Origin of the sequence: uncultured Clostridium sp., assembly GCF_900547735.1 — a bacterium.
In the GTDB taxonomy this organism is placed as follows: domain Bacteria; phylum Bacillota; class Clostridia; order Lachnospirales; family Lachnospiraceae; genus Otoolea.
On record NZ_URHZ01000065.1, the window covers coordinates 1 to 17,297 of the forward strand.

Consider the following 17,297-nt stretch of genomic DNA (forward strand, 5'->3'; position numbering starts at 1 on the left):
CCACCACCCCGTCCGCCGTCTTACAGAGGCGTCCTCGCATCTCAACTAAATCCCTATTTTGTTCACTCTGCCAAGTTTTTACGGCTTTTTCTGAAAAATTACACAAAAGTTACAATGAATATGATAATTTTTCTTGACACCTGAGTATCAGTCCGTTATAATGACAATATAGTTATTTAAACGATATTATCATTTCACTACCATTTGATTCCCATTACGGGATCAAATAACAGATGCAAAGCAGCAAAAAACAAAAGGAAGGTAATGTGACACGTATGGAAGAATTGTTGGAGCGTCTCCTGGAAGAATGCCGTTCCTATACCCGGCTTGGTGAACTGGCGGATTATATCCCGGAACTGGCAAAAGCGGATAAAGAAGACTTTGGCGTCTATCTGGTAAGCAGTGACGGCAAAGAATTTTCTGCCGGCGATTATAACAAGCGGTTTACCATTCAGAGCATTGTCAAACCTCTCCTGCTTCTACTGGCACTCATGGACAACGGAACCGAATATGTCAGACAATACATAGGTGTGGAAGCCACCGGGAAACCTTTTAATGCCATAGATTATTCAGAGCAGTTAATCCTGAAGGAACATATCAATCCCATGGTTAATATCGGAGCCATTGAGATGTGTTCCATGATACACGGCGAGACATATGAAGAGCGGTTCGAACGCCTTCTGGCCTTTACAAGGAAAATAGCCGGGAATCCGGAAATTGATGTGGATCAGGCCGTATATCTTTCCGAAAAGAAAACAGGAAATAAAAACCGCGCTCTGGCCTATCTTTTGAAAAGCTCCGGCATCATCGACGATGATGTTGAAGAACTCCTTGATATTTATTTTCGCGCCTGTTCTATCCGCGTTACCTGCAAGGATTTGGCAAATATCGGTTTTGTTCTGGCTAACCACGGACGCGGCAAAAAGTCGGAGGAAGTTCTGTTTTCAGGACATCATGCCCGCTTTGTCAATGCCATCCTCACTACCTGCGGTATGTATGACGGTTCCGGTGATTTCGCGATTAAGGTAGGCCTGCCTGCCAAGAGCGGAGTGGGCGGCGGCATCATGGCCGTATCTCCCACGCGTATGGGAATCGGCATTTACTCACCCGGCCTTGATAAAAAGGGGAATAGCCTGGCCGGCATCCAAATGCTCGAAAAGTTAAGTGAAATCCTGTACCTCAGTATATTTTAAAGCTTTATTCAACTAATTCAAGAAACTACTTATGGAAATGGAGGCAGTACATGGAAAAGAAAAAAACTTATACTTTTAAAGAGAAATGTAAAGCTTTAGGCCCTGGAATCCTGGTTGTGGGATCCTTCATCGGCCCAGGTACCATCACCAGCGCCACGAAAGCAGGCGCAACTTACGGATACTCCCTTCTCTGGACCGTTATATTCTCTGTCATTGCAGTTATTGTAATGCAGGAAATGGCCGCCCGTCTGGGAATCGTTACCCAGAACGGACTCGCAGAAGAGTTAGTCAAAGAACTGTCGGATCGCCCGCCTCTTAAATGGGCTATGATTGTCCTTGTTGCTGCCGCCATCGGACTCGGCGGCGTTGCCTATATGGGCGGTGACCTTACAGGAACTGCAATCGGTATTTCTTCCCTGACCGGAATTCCCTCCCATATTGTTGCACCTCTTTGGGGTGTCGGTGTCCTGCTTCTCACCAGCACCGGAGATGCCGTTAAATCCCTTGAAAAACTGTTAAGCGTCTGTGTCAGTGTTATGGCAATCGTATTTATCATTACCATGATCATTGTAAAGCCGGATCTCGGCGAACTGTTAAAAGGCGCTGTTCCGAACGTTCCTCAGAATGCGATTATGACCTGTGTGGCCATGATTGGTACTACCGTTGTACCCTATAATATGTTTATCCATGCTACAAGCGCAAGAAAAACATGGCATGACCCGGAAGAACTTCCGCTTGCCCGCTTTGACGTCACGGTTTCCATGATTATCGGCGGACTTATCACAGGCGCCGTATTAATTACAGCCGGTACCGTTATGCGCGGTATGAGCGTTTCATCGGCAGCCGATATGGCATACCAGCTGGAACCACTCTTAGGAAGTTTTGCCAAACCTTTCCTCAGCATCGGATTAATCGCTGCCGGAGTTTCTTCTGCAGTTGTTACGCCACTGGGCGTATCCTACGTATTTGCCGGTCTGTTCCACTGGGGAATGGATAAGAAAGATAAACGTTTCTTTGCAACCAACATCATTGTTGTCGTAATCGGTATCATCGTATCCGCTACCGGCTACAACCCGATTTCAATCATTATGATGGCTCAGGCCGTTAACGGAATTTTCCTTCCGATTATCGTTATCGCCCTGGTATTTATCACAAGCCGTTCCCGTGCAATGGGACAGTACAAAAACACCATGGTTCGCAACCTGCTTGGAGGATGTGTGGCAATTATCTCCCTGATTATCGGTGTCAGCAGCGTTATGTCCCTGTTCTAATGTATTTCTAATTAAAAGAAAAGAAGAGAGCTTTGTGGGCTATTTACCGCCCTCAACGATGAAAAGTCTACTCCGCTGTCTTTTTACCACCAAACGGTGTAAGGTCCGCCCTGCGGTTCTTGCACCGTTTTTAATGATCGGCAGTATTAAGTACCAATATCCTATAATATATTTACCGGCTTTGTTGCGGCATGATAGCGCCATTCCGACGGCATCATCGCAGTAGTGTAACAGTATGACGGCGGTAATATAACAGAATGATTAGCGGCTGTGCCCTGCAAGCTACCGTCTCTACTCTTCTTCCTCACCTGCACGTTTTGCCATCTTTAATAAAAAGCGCAGGACCAGAACAGCGGCCACAATACAGAAAATCCCAACCGACACCTGGATTCCCCTTCTGATAATTTGTTTCAGCCTGTCCCAAAATGTCTCCTCCAAAGTTTCCCCGTCTTCTTCCATGCAGATGGAAGCATCCGTCATTTCAGCCTGTTCCCCATTTTCTTCGCGTTCCTCCTCGTTTTCTTCGTATGTCATAATCATACGGAACCGCTCGTAATCCGGCATCTTTACTATGCCGCCATAGACCGCGGCACAGTCCCACACCTTTCTCCTGCCGCTTATCAGTGCATCCCGGCATACGGTTTCCTCCTCATCCCTATATGGTTCTCCCAGCCATCTAAAGTCATCCAACAGGCAGTCTTCCGGCTCCATCCCAATCTCCGTCAGAAGCTTATCCCCGAACTCAGAGAGTTCCGGCCTGTCCTCCCGGTGGGGAATCCTGGTTTCACCCAATATGTAATAATCGGCTCCATACTCGTGGAATGTTGCAGTGAAGGAAAAACCATCCTGCCATCTTTCATCCCTGTACTCCATCCGTTCTAAAGAGAGCTCTGTTTCAAATTCTGTTCCGCTCTCCTCATCCCTCACCGTCATTGCCGCCGTATCCGGTATCGCATCTCCCCGGCTTACGCCTTCATAGACCGTCTGCCCGGATAGTTTTTCCATGCGTCCTGTAACCGGCACGGCGGCAATCTCCTGTTCCTTTAACCGGTATTCTTTCCCGGTTCCGTCATGTATCAATTCCTGCGGCTCCGGGATCTCTCCGGGAGCGTCAAATACTTCTGAAAACCTCTGTATGTTTTCCTGTGCCCAAGCCTGCCCGGCATCCTCCCGGCACAATAACACTGCCAGAAGACATATAATTCCTGCGTGCAAGACTTCTGCCTTTCTCCTCTTCTTCACAGCACACCTCCGCGCCTTGCTCCTCTTTCGTAAACAGTTCTTTTTCAGTCAATCGCTCCGGATTGGCCATCTCAGGCGGGAGCTTTCCCACACCCGCCGCACTTCCCTGCTGACAATAATTCCTGGATGTCTCCTGCCAGCAGAATATCATTTCACTGTATGCCTGTTCGAGCATTTTGTATTTCGTTATAACGTCCCTCCTCCCTGTCGTTTATTCCTGCCAATGTACGGCTCCTTAAGTTTGCCGGGGACTGCTTTCGGATCCGGCTGCTTTTCAGTTGTAAAATACTTGTAGATTTTTCAGAAGTTCTTTAGAATTTTTGATTTACAGATATTGTAAGAAAAACCTGTCTTTCAAACGCCAAAGCGCCCGTCAAAACAGACTCCCTGTTATATATGCTTAAAAACAGAAAAAGGTTAAATATATTCATAAATGATTCTAAAGCCATCATTCGTTATGGAAGTTACCGCGATTTGCATTCTGGAATTCAGAATAGATTTTTATCTGGAGCATGATTTTAAGATAGTTTGGTTATTATACACCAGCGGTTTCCAAAAAGCAAGTATAAAAAGTTGAGATGCGGGGCGCCTCTTTTCGCTATGCTCCACCCACAAAAAACACCTCGCGGAATACTGCCTGTGAACAGTAACGTTGAATCTTCCGTCCCGGCGGCGTTTTTATTTCTCAATTGCTATTTGACTTCCGCCCGTATATAATACTTATATCGTATTTTAGAAACGGAGGAGTACAAAGATGGATTTTACTTACAGCCCCAACCGAATCTCCCTGCAGGGTGAAGATGAGCAGATGCTCGCCGAGGTAACTTTCCCGGCAATTGATGAAAATACCGTGGATATCAACCATACCTTTGTTGATCCGTCCCTCAGGGGACAGAACGTGGCGGACAGCCTGATGGGCGCTGCCGCGGCACACCTGCTCGCCGGGGACAAGAAAGCGGTGCTGACCTGTTCCTATGCCGTAAAATGGTTTGGAAAACATCCCGAATACGGCAGTATCCTGAAATAGACCGGACGCCTGGAAATAACCAAGAAAAAAGACAGTTGGAAACGTAATCTTACATTTCCAACTGTCTGCTTCGTTACGGCTAATGATCAGTTTTTCTACTTGAACACCACCGGCTCTTCCATAAACGGCATCTTCACCACAATAAACGGGAAGGATGCCTCCGGACCTGTCTGCTCCTGTTTTTCCGGCCCTTTCAGTTCAGTCCTGATTGTGATGGAGTTTTCCGTCAGATACAGCTCCGGAACAGCAATGCTGTATCCGCCCGACTTCTGCTCACCATATCCGGCTGCTATGTACAGATCCTGCCCACCCGAATATGTCAGTCTGAAAGGTTCCTTTTTCTTCTGCTCGATTATCTCCTGAAGCTCCTGCGGTATTTCATTTTGACCAACTACCGTGAATTCCAAATCACGGACTTTCTCCTCTTCCTTCTCACCGCCGCATCCGGCCATCAGAGCGGCTGACAGAAAGAGCGCTGCGGCCAGAATGATGCCATACCGCTTACCACTCAGAATTTTTCCCATAAAAAAGCTCCCTGTTCTTTTGGTTACTATCATTCTATTAGGAAGCTTTTCTTTTTATTACCTTTTCGTCCCCAAAGCCGGCTTTCCCCCCGCGCTCTCTGACAGACTGAAAGGCCGCGCACCCTGCCGGTGCACAGCCTTTCAAAAATCATGCTATGTGATGTGCCTATTTTCTGCTGCATGCCTGAAGCTGATGCTGATATTTTTCCTTAGTAGCCATGCCCCCTCTGATGTGGCGTTCGGCCTTATTGATATCCAGAACCACCCTGGCCTGAGCTGCCAGAGAGGGATTGATATGCTCCAGGCGATCAGTAACATCCTTATGTACCGTTGACTTCGAAATTCCAAATTTTCTTGCCGTCTGACGCACTGTTGCATTGTAATCGATGATGTAATTCGCTATAGCTACCGCCCGCTCTTCAATATATTCTTTCAAAAGGTTGCCCCCTGAAATCATTGTTTTTACAATGTATGCAGGGTCTTAGCCAAGTATGAATACACAGATACTAATTATTAACACTTCTTTTTACATGGGTAAAATCAGGTTATTCAAGCGCTTCCAAAAACTCATTATAACTCATCAATTTCCCAATCTTAGGGAAGATCCATTTCTCGCAGAAGTCCTGCTCTTCCTGTGTATCGGTGGCTGTGCAGTCGCCGAGCACAATCACGCGGTATCCCTTATCATAAGCCGATCTGGCCGAAGATTCCACGCACCAGTCCGTGTGGAAACCGGTAAATACCACATATTCAATCTCATTCGCCCTCAGATAATAGTCAAGTCCTGTGGAATGGAATGCATCCAGTGTTTTCTTCCCCTCCACAATCACGTCGCCAGGCTGCGGGGTCAGTTCTTTAATGATTTCCGGGCCCGGAGTGCCGCGGAGCCAGGCTCCGGTTCCCCAGTCCGCCTCCATATCCATTTCAAGGCCCCGGAGTCCTTCACAGGCCGGTCCTCCCTTTTTTAACTCCGGAAATCCGGGATCAAAGGGATGGAACGGACAGTAGAAAATCTTCGCCACTTTTCCGCGTGCCTGTGAGAGCAGATCCTGAAGATTTGCAATTACATTTCTCTTAGCAAGCTGCTCCTTGATATGGGCGTACATGGTGCCGCCCTCCGTCAGAAAATCATTCTGCGGCTCAATCAGGACGATCGCCGTCTTCTCTTTTGGAATTTTCATATTTGCCATATATAACTCCTCTCATTGGCGGCAGCCCAAAACGGCGCCGCTTTCCTTTTTTCTTCTCTCCTACATGGCGTTCGGCAGGAACAGAACAATCTGCGGTAAGAATACGCAGCATAAATCCACAATAATAATCGCTGCGAGGAACCACATGGAGCCGGCAAATATTTCATTTACCGTGATGTCCTCCACGCCCTCCATCCCATACAGCGACGACTTGACCGTAAATACATTCATTCCAAACGGAGGCGTAATCATACCGGTCTCAATCGCAATAATCATAACGAGTCCGAACCACACCAGATCATACCCCAGATCCGCCATAATCGGACACATCAGAGGCGTTGTCAGAAGCAGGATGGAGGTGGAATCCAGGATACAGCCGAGTATCATCAGGATAACGATAAACAGGATAACCACTCCAATCGGAGGCATATGTAAACTCTCTACAAATCCTCTGATGACATTAATTACGCCGCACATTGCCAGTGTCTTCGAATAGGTAGATGCGGAAACCAGAAGAATCAGTACGCTTCCCGAAGTGGAACCGGCTGAGAGCAGTGTCTCCCAGAAGTCTTTTCTGTTAAACCGTTTCTTGAAAACCACAATCAGGAAAGCGCCGAACGCTCCCACTCCGCCCGCCTCGGTCGGTGTAAAGAAGCCGCACCAGATTCCTCCGAGGGAGATAATGATAAGCAGCACAATCGGCCATGGACGGAGGACGATTTTCCAGAAATTCTTTTTCTCATCCTCTGTCAGCTCCTCCACCTCGGGAATGTAATCCGGCCTCACATGCGCCACCGTCAGAATTACAATGATAAATGCGATGGTCATGAGCACACCGGGTACCACGGCGGCGACAAACAGCTTTCCGATGGACACGTCCGCCTGCGAGCCGTATACGATCATAAGCAGGCTCGGAGGAATCAGCATTCCGAGGATAGCAGAACCGGAAATCGTTCCCAGCGCTATCTTCCTGTCGTATTTCAGCCTCAGCATCTGAGGCAGGGCAATCTTTGTAAATACCGCTGCCGAAGCAACCGTTACGCCGGTGATTGCCGCAAAAATCGCATTGGCCACTACCGTGGCGATTCCGACGCCGCCGCGCACCTTTTTCAGGAGGAGGCTGGCCGAATCATAGAGATCCTGGCTCGCACCGGATAAGTTGGCCAACAGGCCCATCAGCACAAACAGAGGAATTACGCCAAACATATACTGTCTGACCGCCCCCCAGGCCGACTGGCTCAATACATTCATCGCAGTGGAGAATCTCCCTGTAAACAGGAATACGCTCAGAGTGCTGGTAAACATCAGGGAGGTGCTCAGATGCACGCCGCAGAAAATTAATATCAGCAAAAGAATCAGCGAAAACGCTGCAACAACGCCTGTACTCACCGCTTATTCCCCCCTTCCCCATAAAAACTTTTTCCTGTAACAAGCCTGTAGCCAAATTTTACAATCTGGTCGATAAATTCCAGGATCATCAGCCCGGATCCAAAGATAATCGCAAATCTTCCAGGAACCGTCGTGACGCGGAATGAACCAGCAATCTCCGCCTCACCGATACTGATTGCATGGAGCAGGTTTCCCCAGCTCGCCTTGATGATAAAAGAATATACCAGGATTCCCAGAAATGCCGCTATGATATCAATAACCAGCTTTCCCTTTGTCCCGACTTTGTCATAGAGCATCGTCGTCCGCACATGCGCTCCCTTTACCGCCACATAGGGAATCTCCAGAAAGCACACAATGATAATGATGCTCGAGACAATCTCCGCGGTACCCACAAACGGCTTATTGAGCAGCAGCCGGCTGAGTACGTCCGCAGTGATTAAAATCATAATTACAAAGATGGAAATCGATGCAATTCCATCCATAATGCTCAGAAACCGCTCCAGCATTTTGTCAATTTTTCGCAGAATGGCCATGTGTTCACCCTTCCCTACAATTCCTCTGCCCTGTCAATCAGTCTGCTATCTTCCAGTCACGTACTCTTTCGATTCCCTGTGATTCAAGAATCTGGTAGTATTTCTCTACGATTTCGGCTCCCTTATACCCCGCATTGTCCAGGTTCTTTACAAGACCATTGACAATATCCGGTAAGCTGGCCGCCCATTTCTCCTGCTCTTCTCTGCTCAGAGTAACGATTGTACATCCTTTTTCCTGTAAATCTGCCAGATCTTTTTCATGAATCTCATTAATATAGTTGGCCTCGTAGTCAAGATATCCCTCTCCCACTTCCGTGAGGATGGTCTGTACTTCCGCCGGAAGGTCGTTCCATGTATCCATATTAACCGTTATTGCATTAAAAGGAACTACGTTAAAATTGGCATCCAGATAATAAGGAGCCACCTCATAAACCTTTAAATTGACACAGGAGTGTGTCGGCTGTATGGTTGCCTGGCAAACGTTGGTCTGCAGGTTCTGGTATGTATCATTTAAAGAAGTCTGGACGCCCACCGCTCCGGAGCCTTCAATCCAGGAGAGGTTGATTCCGGCCGCGCCAATCTTCATTCCCTTTACATCATCCAGTGATTTTACTTCTTTTGTGCTGTAGAAACCGTAAGGATCCGACACGCCGATACCGATAAACTTCTGGTTGTAATCCGACTCATAGATGGAAGTGAATTCCGGATAAGCCGCATACATCTGCTTGATTGTCTCCGCAACTACCAGCGGGTCGGAGCAGGAGAACGGCATGCTGTAAACCATATCCTGAAGAGGCAGCCTGGACGCCTCAAATACAAGAATCGTGCATCCGATATCTACCAGACCGTCCTGTACACCCTGAAGTTCATTGCCCAGGGAAATAACGGAGCCGCCGTAAGATTTAACCCAGTCAATCTCATAATTCGTCTCGGAGCTTACGCGCTCTGAAACATTTTTAACAAAATAATCTTCCAGCGCCGTAATCCATGGATTTGATTCCGAATGACCGGATCCAATCCTCAATGTTATTTTTTCCTTCTTTTCCGACGGGGCCGCCGCTTCCGAACCTCCCTGTTCAGCCGGAGCCGCCGTTTCCTTCGTCTGTGTACTGCTGCTTCCACATCCCGTCATCGTTGAAATTGCTACTGCTGCCGCCATCCCCAATGCAAATAATCTGTTTTTTTTCATCTTCTCCATCCTTTCTCATTTTACCGTTACAGTTTTCCCTCTTTCCGTTGGACACCGGATATTGGATACATTACTATAGGCACATTGTACAACTTATTGTATATATTGTCAATAAATAATTATTTTCTTGACAATATTTTATCTATATTTTACAATAATATTATTCAACATTGGATACATTGTCCAATCGATTGACAATGGACTCAAATAAGAGTATATTTAAATCTGGAAATTATTTCTAAATCAAAGAGGGGAGCTGCTTATGGAGAACACTAAACCATTAATCCAATATACAACTGTTTCAGATTCCGTTTATCTTTGGATAAAGAATGCAATCATTCAGGGGGATTTTAAACCCGGTGAACATATTGCCCAGGAGAGCCTTACTCAAAAATTAGGCGTCAGCCGCACCCCCGTCAGGGATGCCATGAAACGTCTCGAGGCGGAGGGACTGCTGATTACCAAACCCCATTGCGGAGCCGTGGTCTTCAAACTTTCCAGGGAACATCTCAATGAAATTTATGAGGTGAGGATTCTCATGGAACAGTACTGCGCCGCCAGAACCTGCATCAAAGCGTCCGATGAAGAGATCGACGCCGTGGACGCAATCAACCTGCGCATGCTGAGTTTCTCCAATACCTCAAAAGAATTCATGCAGCTGGACCGTCAGTTCCACTCCCTGCTCTGCTCCCTGTCAGGATGCACGAATACCGTGGAAATTCTGGAGGGACTCTGGAATAAATGTGATTCATTTAAATCCATCTACTATTCCCTGGAGGGACGGGCCAACGATACGCTGTCCGAACATGCGCGCATCGTCCAGGGCCTGAGAAAGCGGAATATCACAGCGACCAAAGAAGCAATTGCAGATCATCTGAAGGATGTCGTCAACAGCGTCAGCACGCATGTGAATTTTTCCTGATTTATCTGCCGGGAGCTTTTCCCGGGACAGGAAAAGGTGCCTCTGATTTTCTCCGGTTAACGGAGATTCAGAGACACCTTTTTAATATCATAGGAAAGTGCTCCTATGATATTAAAAGCCCTCCGGGCAGGAACGCATTGCGGTCAGACATCACTCAGGCTGTCATTTACCGGCAATGGAACATCCGCGCAGCATGTTTCCCGCTGTATCAATATCCGGCGTTTCAGGAAAAAATAGAGATCTGCGCCGTCTCCTCCACCAGCTCCGCCAGGTACGCCGCCTCTCTCATATCTTTTCCAATCGTCACCTGACCGTGTCCCCTCAGCAAAAAGGCATTGGTCCCCTGGTTGTCATTAAAGAATTTCACGATCTGCGGGAAATACTCCTTCGGCACCGCATAGGAATGGGTGTCGAACACCGGCACCAAGCCCTTCAGCTTCATCCCGGAATGGTGCGTGGAAAACTGAAGTTTTTCATGCCCTGCCGCCCAAGCCGTGGCATACGGTGAATGGCAGTGCATAATAGCGCCTGCCCCGTCCACCTCCTTATAGATGGCTCCGTGCAGCAGCGCTTCTTTGGATGGCCGCAGTTCTCCCTCAATTACATTGCCGTCAAAATCGGTGATAACAAGTGTCTCGGGACCGATCTCATCAAAAGCAACATCGGTTCCTTTTACCAGCATCCAGTCTTTTTCCGGTATCCGGATACTCAGATTGCCTCCATTGCTCATCTGGTAACGGAGCGCATAAAATTTGGCTGCCGCCTTCCGAATATCCTCCGCCAGATTTACATATTCATTATATCTCATCATTGATCCGCTCCATTCAAAAGACTCATCATTTCCTGCGCACAGATATGGGCAAACACCGGATCACAGAAGTTCAGGTCAAATGCTTTGAACGTGATTTCCGGCTTGAGTTCCTCCTCGAAGATCTTTTTCATCTTCCGGATTGTTTCCGGCTTGTTGAAAAATTCTCCGGGATAGCTGAGCGTGCGCAGCCCTCCCATCGGAAGCACCACTTCTGTCCTTCCGGTTGAGCGGTTGAGCCGTTCTGCAATTGTTCTGGTGATATCCAAAATCTCATGTTCGTGAAGGCGGGTATGGGTCAAATCTTTATTGTGCCATACATATCCCCGCTCCTCCTGATCGTCGAACAGTTCTTCCGGACGCAGGCAGGCAAAGTCAATGCCCCCCGGGCAGACAAGAGCAGGTATCCCCATTTCCGCGGCAGCGCACAGTCTGTTTGCGGCGCCTTTGCTGTATCCGTAATCACCAAAATACTCCGCCGTCATCTCATGCAGGGAAAGATCCATCACGGCCGTGATGACTCCCTCCCGTATTAAATCTTCCATCACTTTTCCTCCAATCCCCGTGGAGTGGAAGCTGATGGTCTTCAGCCCATTCTCCGCCAGCTCATTTGATGCCTGCATGACGGTATCATTCGTAATGCCCATCAGAGTGGTGCCGATATACAGTTCCCCTTTCGTATCAATCCCTCTGCTTCCATGGGTAACCATACCTATCATGGCGCTGACCGTATTGCCCAGCACTACCTCGCTGATCGGGTTCATTCCTGCAAAGTCGACGATAGACGGAATCACGGCGATATCCTTATCACCTACAACCGTATCGAAACAGCGGGAACCGCTCGCAATTGTGGAACAGATTATTTTGGGAAATCCGATGGGCAGCAGTCTCAGGGCTGCCGAACACACAACCGTATTCTGCAGTCCGCCCATCCCAATCACACCGTCTATCTTCTCCTGCTGATACAGCTTCATCACTGTCTTTGCTATACTCTCCGTCATCGCGGAGATAGCTCCGCTCTTATCAAAGCCGTGTACCTGTTCCCAGGTATAACCTCCGGCTGCCAGCACCTCCTCACGTGTTATATCAGCCTTCAGAGGAATACATGGCCCCGTGCTGATGTCCAGTATAAGAGGCTGGTTACCGCTTTTTCTAATCTTTTCCTGCACAAATGTTATCTCGTGATATTTTGTATCACAGCAGGCTATAACCGCGATCACTGCCATATTCTCGAAGTCACCGGGACTTCTTCTTTCACCTGCCTTCCTCTTTCACTCCAAGTACAGGCGACGCGGCAGCACGTTCAAGAATCTCCCTGTCGTGGCATGTGAGGATCCGATCCAGGCTCTCCGCCCGCTCCTTAATAAGCTCAATACTCTTCCATGTGGAAACAATATCGGAAAAGCGGTTGGGCGGCGTAATGTCATAATGCAGTTTTTCGATTGGCTTCACGTTATCCATAATAAATATCGAATCACCGCAGCAGATATATTTGCCGGCGGCCGTGTCGATCTCAACGGACTGATGTCCCACGGAATGGCCCGGCGTCTCAAATACGCGGACTCCCGGCATAATCTCCGTCTCTCCCTCCACAAGATTCATCTGGATTCCCTCAAAAGGCCTGATGATTCCAAGCTCCGGCGCTTCATAGGACTTGTAATACAGCGGAATGGGGTTCATTGCAAACTCATATTCTTTTCGGTTAACATAAAATTGTGCGTTGGTGAATTTTTCCATGTAAAAACAGTGATCCCAGTGCAGATGGGTAAATACTACAATGTCGATATCCTCCGGCTTATATCCCAAAACAGCCAACTGCTCCGTGATCGCCATCCCTTCCGGCTGGCGTGAACCGTGGTGGTGATATTGATCGGCGCGCTCCGTATCAGCCATGCCGGTATCTACCAGCAATAGCTTGTCGCCGCCTTCTACAAGGTATGTAAAGACCGGATACTCCTCTTCCTGATCAGAGGCCTCCGGATAGAATGCCACCGTTGAATGGTGGTAGAGATACTGCTTTGGGATCATTGTCACAAAGCCTGTATTGATGGGTCTTATTGTTAGATTACTCATGTGATACCTCCTGATATTTGATGGGGTATCCAATTGTATCCAGTGTCCAATATTATTATATCGGAGGGGGGAGGCTTTGTCAAGAGGATTTAGTTGAGGGGCGGGGACGCGGCTGGGAGTGCCGCGGGTGGGATGGGGAGAGGGAGGTGGTGAGTCTTCAGTCCCGGTGGGGGGTTGTCGTGACAGGCGGGGAAGGAGGAAGAAAGAAATCTCCTGCGGGGACCGCTTGCGCTGATGGAGTGCATAACGGTCACTAAGGCGTCTGAGAAACGCCGCCCAAGTGCCGATGGACTCCAACGTCCCCTCCGGAGATTTTTTCTTCCTCCTTCCCCACCCCGGCAGGTTATGACGGGACTGAAGACGCGTAGGCTGCTGTCCATCCCATTCGCGGCCTGCGGCCGCTGATTGTCCCTTCCGTCAAGTAGGGATCAGAGGGGTTGGGTTGTCGCGGGTTGATCTGTTCCGGCTTTATGGAAGGGATATAGTACGCTTCGCGAACTTTTCATTGCCACTCAAAAAAAGAGGACATGTTTTTTTAACATGCCCTCTCAATCTTATTGAAATAAACTTAACCAGCAAGCCATACAGACTGTCAATCAATTTTTCTAATAATTTAATTCTTTGATTAATTGTTACCGGGTTTCGCCTTGCGGGATAATGCAGAGGCGGCGGCCGGTTCTCTTATAATAACGAATAGCCAAACGTGTTTACCAGCGCATCCAGTTTCTTTCCTGCCTTGCACTGCGGGCAGTTTCTGTAGTCTGAATAGGCATAGTCCGGTAAATCTTTCTTGCCGAATACCGACTTAATCGGAACTCCGTTAACCTCGTCAAGTGCACTGAATATTGCCGATACGCCCATGAGGATGCCGTCATAGTACTGGATACACTCAACGGCTTTATTTACCGTAAGTCCTGTTGTTACCGTGGACATCAGAATCATAACGTGTTTTCCCCTGATCATCGGGAGCAGGTTCTCCCTGAAGATAATCTGGCTGTTGTTGTTAAATTCAGGACTTACAACGTAAACTGTTTTGTGTGCATTCATGGAGAGGAAGCCGCCCTTTGTCAGTTCTTCCGACAAAAATGCTCCGATTACTTCCGTCTCCTCCATACACACGATTGTATCAATCACCGTGTCATAGAGATACATGCTTACCAAATCTCTGGCTACTTCCTGTGCCTCACTGGTTCTTGTCTTCATTGTAGTCATATCAATGTAGTAATTGATATGGGCGTGGTTGGTTGCGAAATGTCCGGGCAGTACCTTTAAAGCAACGTCGGTTCCTGCTGTCTTAATCTTGGTGTACTTATTCTCCATATAAACGCCCCCTTCATAAGAAAGTCTCAACTGTAACTTATCTTTATCAGTAACTATTCAGTACCTTCATAATTACCGCTCCACGATGCACAGAAACAGCAAAAAACGCTGTTTCGCTCTGGCTAAACTCGGGATCTTCATGCAAAAACGCATAAAAACGTCTCGCGGAATACTACCTTCTGAACAGTTACCTTTATTATACTAAAAGCCCGGGACTATAACAAGATAAAATCTGTACATTTATGAATCTTTTATAAGATTTCAGATATTATCAATTTATGGCGGTTGGTTCTGCGGAAGATTCAAGGTTATTGTTCACAGATAGTATTCCGCGAGGTGTTTTTTTCCGTTTCTTTGCATCGCGCAGCGTGTTTCTGGTCACGGAGTGAACCGTAACGCTTCAAGCACACATTCCAGGAATCTCTCCCCATATTTTTCATACTTGACTTCCCCGACGCCGGACACGTTAAGCATCTCCTCCCTTGACTGAGGTTTCACAATGCTCATATGAGTCAGCGTTTTATCGGAAAATACAATATACGGCGGAACCTTTGCCTCTCTGGCAATCTCCATCCGAAGCGTCCGCAGCTTTTCAAACAGTTTCTCGTCCTCCTCGGTAAATTCCGCACCGGAAAGTCCGGCCGCAAATCCCTTGCCGGTTTTTTTCTTCTTTACGCCCCTCTCTTTTGCTTCGTGTTCCTGCTCTTTTGCCATCTTCATGACAACGGATTCCTCGTCATTCAGGACGGCCATTGATTTTTCCGTCAGCTTTACAAGCATGTATTCGTCATTTGTCACACGCAGATAATCGTTGAGAAGCAGGTAATTCATCACCTGGCGCATTTTAAATGCCGGAACCTTGGCTGCCGCTGCGTACCATGCGTTCTCGTCCATACGGTACTGCCTGATTTTAGCCGTATTGGCGCCGCGCACCGTATCGAGAATTACGTTGACGCCGTATCTCTGCCTGCAGTCTTCCACACAGCCGATTGCCGCTTTGGCCGTCTCTGTAACATCCACCGTTTCAAACTGGCTCAGGCAGTTGGAACAGTTTCCGCAGTAATTTCCACCGTATTCCCCAAAGTAGCGCAGGATGTAATCTCTCAGGCATTCATTGGTGAAACAGTAATATGTCATCTTGCGCAGTCGTTCGCGGTCCCTCTCCTGAACCAGCTCTCTGGCCGCAAAATCAAGCTCCTGGTTGTCCTGGTTATTATCAATAAAAAACTGGTTGGTAATCACATCCTGGCCGCCATACAGCAGGATGCATTCGGCCGGTTCACCGTCCCTGCCCGCACGCCCCGCCTCCTGGTAGTAACTCTCGATGTTCTTCGGCATGTTGTAATGAATGACAAACCGCACATCCGATTTATCAATACCCATGCCAAATGCATTCGTTGCGATCATCAGATTCTTTCTGTCATAAATAAAATCTTCCTGGTTCCGTTTTCTCTCCGCATCGCTCAGCCCCGCATGATAGCGTGTCACCTCAAAACCTTCATCGGCCAGCCTTTTGCTGACCTCCTCCACCGTCTTTCTGGTCAGGCAGTAGACAATGCCGCTCTGATCCGGATGGCATTCTATGTAATTTTTCATCGTCGTATAACGGTCTTTCGGCGACTGCACCGAGAACCACAAATTCGGCCGGTCAAACCCGGTTGCCACCACCGTTGGTTCCCTCAGCATCAGGATGTCAATCACATCATCCCTCACCTCTTTTGTCGCAGTCGCAGTAAAAGCGCTGATGACCGGCCTCTTCGGAAGCTTATCGACAAACTCCATAATCTTTAAATAGCTCGGCCTGAAATCCTGTCCCCACTGTGATACACAGTGCGCCTCATCAACGACCAGCATTGAAATCTCAGCATGCGTGGCAAAATCGAGAAATTCCTCCGTCACCAGCCTCTCGGGGGCAACATAAATAATCGGATATCTTCCCTCTCTTGCATAGGAGAGCGCTTTATAATACTGGCTTACCGTCAGGGAGCTGTTCAGATACGCGGCATGAACGCCGGCCTGGTTCAGGGCTGATACCTGATCCTGCATTAAAGAAATTAATGGTGAAATGACTAAAGTGATTCCCTTCATCATCAGGGCCGGAACCTGAAAGCACAGCGATTTCCCGGCGCCGGTAGGCATAATTCCCAAAGTATCCTGTCCGGAGAGGATACTGTCAATCAACGTTTCCTGCCCCTCCCGGAATTCTTCATATCCAAAATAGTGTTTTAATACCTGATATTTATCCATATAAAATTTCAAATCTCCTTTTCCGTCATCTGCATTCTGACAGAACATTTAAACCCTCTTTATCATATCATGACGGGAATAGATTTTCTACTTTCTTTTTTGGCGGCTATGATACTTATACCTTATGATGGCATTTAGTCAAAATCGAAAGCAGATTTAAAAATCAAATCCCTTGCTAACTTCCAGACAAAACCACTAAAACAGACCAGGTGTCATTCCCCTGGCCTTTAAAGATATTCAGTGACTTCGACAATCTCCTCCCCATTTGAAGAAATAAAACAAATCAGCGGCCGCAGGCCGGTTTTCGGGATGGCAAAAACCTACGCGTCTTCAGTCCCGGCCATAACCTTCCTGTGGGGAATCCGGGAG

The 17,297-nt window shown here is 47.8% G+C and carries 16 protein-coding genes; 4 read left to right on the forward strand and 12 right to left on the reverse strand.

All coding sequences use genetic code 11. The features are described 5' to 3' along the window. Nucleotides 1-275: 275 nt before the first annotated feature. Nucleotides 276-1,193: a glutaminase A gene (glsA, locus tag QZT18_RS17705; protein WP_294150005.1), complete on the forward strand. Its 918-nt coding sequence runs from the start codon at nucleotides 276-278 to the stop codon at nucleotides 1,191-1,193. Nucleotides 1,194-1,243: 50 nt separating this feature from the next. Beyond that, complete coding sequence (locus tag QZT18_RS17710; protein ID WP_294149953.1) at nucleotides 1,244-2,464, forward strand: Nramp family divalent metal transporter; 1,221 nt, start codon at nucleotides 1,244-1,246, stop codon at nucleotides 2,462-2,464. A 291-nt stretch (nucleotides 2,465-2,755) separates the two neighbouring features. On the opposite strand, the gene QZT18_RS17715 is transcribed toward QZT18_RS17710, so the two are convergent. Continuing rightward, nucleotides 2,756-3,706 (reverse strand): hypothetical protein, encoded by a 951-nt coding sequence (locus QZT18_RS17715; protein WP_294149955.1) that lies wholly within the window; start codon nucleotides 3,704-3,706, stop codon nucleotides 2,756-2,758. Nucleotides 3,707-4,460: 754 nt separating this feature from the next. Here QZT18_RS17715 and QZT18_RS17720 point away from each other — a divergent pair. Further along, nucleotides 4,461-4,733, forward strand: coding sequence for a GNAT family N-acetyltransferase (locus tag QZT18_RS17720; RefSeq protein ID WP_294149957.1), 273 nt, complete (start codon nucleotides 4,461-4,463; stop codon nucleotides 4,731-4,733). A 95-nt stretch (nucleotides 4,734-4,828) separates the two neighbouring features. Here the strand turns inward: QZT18_RS17720 and QZT18_RS17725 are convergent, their stop codons facing one another. The 6 genes from QZT18_RS17725 to QZT18_RS17750 form a co-directional block, all read right to left on the reverse strand. Continuing rightward, the gene (locus QZT18_RS17725; protein ID WP_125143116.1) at nucleotides 4,829-5,257 is read right to left on the reverse strand and encodes a protease complex subunit PrcB family protein; all 429 of its coding nucleotides are present in this window, start codon (nucleotides 5,255-5,257) and stop codon (nucleotides 4,829-4,831) included. 166 nt (nucleotides 5,258-5,423) lie between these two features. Next, nucleotides 5,424-5,693 carry a sporulation transcriptional regulator SpoIIID gene (gene spoIIID / locus QZT18_RS17730; RefSeq protein ID WP_125143115.1) on the reverse strand — a complete coding sequence of 90 codons (270 nt, stop codon included), beginning with the start codon at nucleotides 5,691-5,693 and terminating at the stop codon, nucleotides 5,424-5,426. 109 nt (nucleotides 5,694-5,802) lie between these two features. Continuing rightward, complete coding sequence (locus QZT18_RS17735) at nucleotides 5,803-6,447, reverse strand: cysteine hydrolase family protein (RefSeq protein WP_294149960.1); 645 nt, start codon at nucleotides 6,445-6,447, stop codon at nucleotides 5,803-5,805. A 60-nt stretch (nucleotides 6,448-6,507) separates the two neighbouring features. Next, a complete protein-coding gene (locus QZT18_RS17740) occupies nucleotides 6,508-7,836 on the reverse strand; it encodes a TRAP transporter large permease (RefSeq protein WP_294149962.1) in 1,329 nt (442 codons plus the stop codon). Next, nucleotides 7,833-8,369, reverse strand: coding sequence for a TRAP transporter small permease (locus QZT18_RS17745; RefSeq protein WP_294149964.1), 537 nt, complete (start codon nucleotides 8,367-8,369; stop codon nucleotides 7,833-7,835). Before QZT18_RS17745 ends, QZT18_RS17740 begins: the two co-directional genes overlap by 4 nt. A 37-nt stretch (nucleotides 8,370-8,406) precedes the next feature. Continuing rightward, nucleotides 8,407-9,558 (reverse strand): C4-dicarboxylate TRAP transporter substrate-binding protein, encoded by a 1,152-nt coding sequence (locus QZT18_RS17750; RefSeq protein WP_294149966.1) that lies wholly within the window; start codon nucleotides 9,556-9,558, stop codon nucleotides 8,407-8,409. A gap of 262 nt (nucleotides 9,559-9,820) precedes the next feature. Here QZT18_RS17750 and QZT18_RS17755 point away from each other — a divergent pair, with 262 nt between their 5' ends. After that, nucleotides 9,821-10,480, forward strand: coding sequence for a GntR family transcriptional regulator (locus tag QZT18_RS17755; protein ID WP_294149968.1), 660 nt, complete (start codon nucleotides 9,821-9,823; stop codon nucleotides 10,478-10,480). A 223-nt stretch (nucleotides 10,481-10,703) separates the two neighbouring features. Here QZT18_RS17755 and QZT18_RS17760 read toward each other — a convergent pair whose 3' ends face one another. From QZT18_RS17760 to recQ, 5 genes are all read right to left on the reverse strand, one after another. Further along, entirely contained in the window at nucleotides 10,704-11,291 is a 588-nt protein-coding gene (locus QZT18_RS17760) for a class II aldolase/adducin family protein (protein ID WP_294149970.1), read from the reverse strand. Next, entirely contained in the window at nucleotides 11,288-12,514 is a 1,227-nt protein-coding gene (locus tag QZT18_RS17765) for a Tm-1-like ATP-binding domain-containing protein (protein ID WP_294149972.1), read from the reverse strand. The genes QZT18_RS17760 and QZT18_RS17765 overlap by 4 nt, the downstream gene beginning before the upstream one ends. 28 nt (nucleotides 12,515-12,542) lie before the next feature. Beyond that, nucleotides 12,543-13,361, reverse strand: coding sequence for an N-acyl homoserine lactonase family protein (locus tag QZT18_RS17770; protein ID WP_294149974.1), 819 nt, complete (start codon nucleotides 13,359-13,361; stop codon nucleotides 12,543-12,545). A 681-nt stretch (nucleotides 13,362-14,042) separates the two neighbouring features. Then, nucleotides 14,043-14,681, reverse strand: coding sequence for an orotate phosphoribosyltransferase (locus QZT18_RS17775; protein WP_227030355.1), 639 nt, complete (start codon nucleotides 14,679-14,681; stop codon nucleotides 14,043-14,045). A 378-nt stretch (nucleotides 14,682-15,059) separates the two neighbouring features. Continuing rightward, nucleotides 15,060-16,928 carry a DNA helicase RecQ gene (gene recQ, locus QZT18_RS17780; protein WP_294149977.1) on the reverse strand — a complete coding sequence of 623 codons (1,869 nt, stop codon included), beginning with the start codon at nucleotides 16,926-16,928 and terminating at the stop codon, nucleotides 15,060-15,062. Between the last annotated feature and the right edge of the window lie 369 nt (nucleotides 16,929-17,297).

Excerpts from the sequence above, each read along its gene's own strand:
- glsA (WP_294150005.1), top strand. The coding sequence starts at position 276 with ATGGAAGAATTGTTGGAGCGTCTCCTGGAAGAATGCCGTTCCTATACC.
- QZT18_RS17710 (WP_294149953.1), top strand. The coding sequence starts at position 1,244 with ATGGAAAAGAAAAAAACTTATACTTTTAAAGAGAAATGTAAAGCTTTA.
- QZT18_RS17720 (WP_294149957.1), top strand. The coding sequence starts at position 4,461 with ATGGATTTTACTTACAGCCCCAACCGAATCTCCCTGCAGGGTGAAGAT.
- QZT18_RS17725 (WP_125143116.1), bottom strand. The coding sequence starts at position 5,257 with ATGGGAAAAATTCTGAGTGGTAAGCGGTATGGCATCATTCTGGCCGCA.
- QZT18_RS17735 (WP_294149960.1), bottom strand. The coding sequence starts at position 6,447 with ATGGCAAATATGAAAATTCCAAAAGAGAAGACGGCGATCGTCCTGATT.
- QZT18_RS17745 (WP_294149964.1), bottom strand. The coding sequence starts at position 8,369 with ATGGCCATTCTGCGAAAAATTGACAAAATGCTGGAGCGGTTTCTGAGC.
- QZT18_RS17750 (WP_294149966.1), bottom strand. The coding sequence starts at position 9,558 with ATGAAAAAAAACAGATTATTTGCATTGGGGATGGCGGCAGCAGTAGCA.
- QZT18_RS17755 (WP_294149968.1), top strand. The coding sequence starts at position 9,821 with ATGGAGAACACTAAACCATTAATCCAATATACAACTGTTTCAGATTCC.
- QZT18_RS17760 (WP_294149970.1), bottom strand. The coding sequence starts at position 11,291 with ATGATGAGATATAATGAATATGTAAATCTGGCGGAGGATATTCGGAAG.
- QZT18_RS17765 (WP_294149972.1), bottom strand. The coding sequence starts at position 12,514 with ATGGCAGTGATCGCGGTTATAGCCTGCTGTGATACAAAATATCACGAG.
- QZT18_RS17770 (WP_294149974.1), bottom strand. The coding sequence starts at position 13,361 with ATGAGTAATCTAACAATAAGACCCATCAATACAGGCTTTGTGACAATG.
- QZT18_RS17775 (WP_227030355.1), bottom strand. The coding sequence starts at position 14,681 with ATGGAGAATAAGTACACCAAGATTAAGACAGCAGGAACCGACGTTGCT.
- recQ (WP_294149977.1), bottom strand. The coding sequence starts at position 16,928 with ATGGATAAATATCAGGTATTAAAACACTATTTTGGATATGAAGAATTC.